The sequence below is a fragment of the Wenzhouxiangella psychrophila genome (genome assembly GCF_042310375.1).
Taxonomy (GTDB): domain Bacteria; phylum Pseudomonadota; class Gammaproteobacteria; order Xanthomonadales; family Wenzhouxiangellaceae; genus Wenzhouxiangella.
Map to the genome: position 1 here is coordinate 1 of NZ_JBHJMQ010000023.1, position 1,415 is coordinate 1,415.

At 58.7% G+C, this 1,415-nt stretch carries 1 protein-coding gene; it reads right to left on the reverse strand.

Annotated features, from left to right (window positions below):
- Window positions 1-1,007: 1,007 nt before the first annotated feature.
- A complete protein-coding gene (locus ACDC66_RS15170; RefSeq protein ID WP_376697580.1) occupies window positions 1,008-1,310 on the reverse strand; it encodes a hypothetical protein in 303 nt (100 codons plus the stop codon).
- Between the last annotated feature and the right edge of the window lie 105 nt (window positions 1,311-1,415).

The following is a 1,415-nucleotide window of genomic DNA, read 5'->3' on the forward strand; positions in this document are numbered from 1 at the left end:
AGGACGTCCTGTAATTCAGAGACATCCTCTGACCTACCTACTGAAAGTTTCCGATATTCCAACTCCCCCATGAAATCTAACGTCTGAGCTAAGCGGCGCGGCGCTAGCCGCGTCCGGTGGAGGCCCGAAGGGCCGGAACGTACTTGAGCGACTTGTTAGCTGTGGAGGAATCGTTTACCCCAGCGGTGCCGCGGCTTCCGACCGAAGCCCGCCCCCGTGCTCGACTGGCAGACAACCGGATTCTGCTGCGGCGTTTCCGGGCAAAAGCGGCAATCACGCAACGCTCCGGACTGCCCACCAGGAAGCGGCAGCGCCGAGCCGGGCTACCACCTCCGCGCTTGGAATCTGCCGCTGCGCTCGCGGCACGGCGGGAGCTACCAACTGGGTGACTCTGGCCGTTCTGTGGTGCCGATCTAAGAAGACTCATTCCAACAGCTAACGATTTAGCTAAGCGGCGCGCGTAAGCGCGTCCGGTGGAGGGCCGACAGGCCCGGAACGAACTTGAGCGGCTTGTTAGGTAAACGTTTCATAAACCCTCCCGCCAAGCTTTGGTACTGGAGCGCTAGGGCTCGCCGGAAACCCGAATGGAACTGTCCCTAAACGAGGTTACTTTCACAGAATCTCCAGGCCGCAGGTCTTCGTCCAATATGGGAACAGTTGCTCCGTTGATTTCGGCTAGTCCGTCTCCTAAGTACCTTCCGGAGTCACCGAGCTTGATCCGAGTCCACTGCTCCGCAGACCCGGGCAGCCGAAATGAGAGACCGGGCCCCGCTAGCCTGACAAGCCGCCCGGCAGCGATCACAGCGAAGCGCTCGGACTCGGCGGTAACCTTAAGGCCAGACGCCAAGATCATTATCAGGACGGCTGAAAGTAGAAAGCTCTCGATCCCCATGAGAAGAAGGGTTTACCTAACGTCTGAGCTAAGCGGCGCGGCTTTAGCCGCGTCCGGTGGAGGGCCGACAGGCCCGGAACGTACTTGAGCGACTTGTTATACGAAGGCGCACGATTCAGGCACCGAATTCCTTTAGCTGAGGATACTGGCCGACAAGCCAGAACACGAGCGCCAACAGCGCGGCCTTAGCTACCAGGCCAGCCACGGAAAGCCTCCAGATTCTTTTTGACTCCTCGGGGTTCGACCAGCCTCCCGGCATTTCGTCATCGAGTGTGACGAGATGCCCCACAGTTGCCCAGGCTAGTAGTCCAAGCAGTCCGACGACATAGGGAACACCAAACAGCCACGACAGCAGCAATAGAATCCCAGGCAGCACGACCAGAAAGATGAGCAATTGTCGTAGGACGAGTTTCTTCATCTCGTATAACGTCTGAGCTAAGCGGCGCAGCTTTGCTGCGTCCGGTGGAGGCCCGATAGGGCCGGAACATACTTGAGCGACTTGTTAGATTGCGGGCTTGAAAGG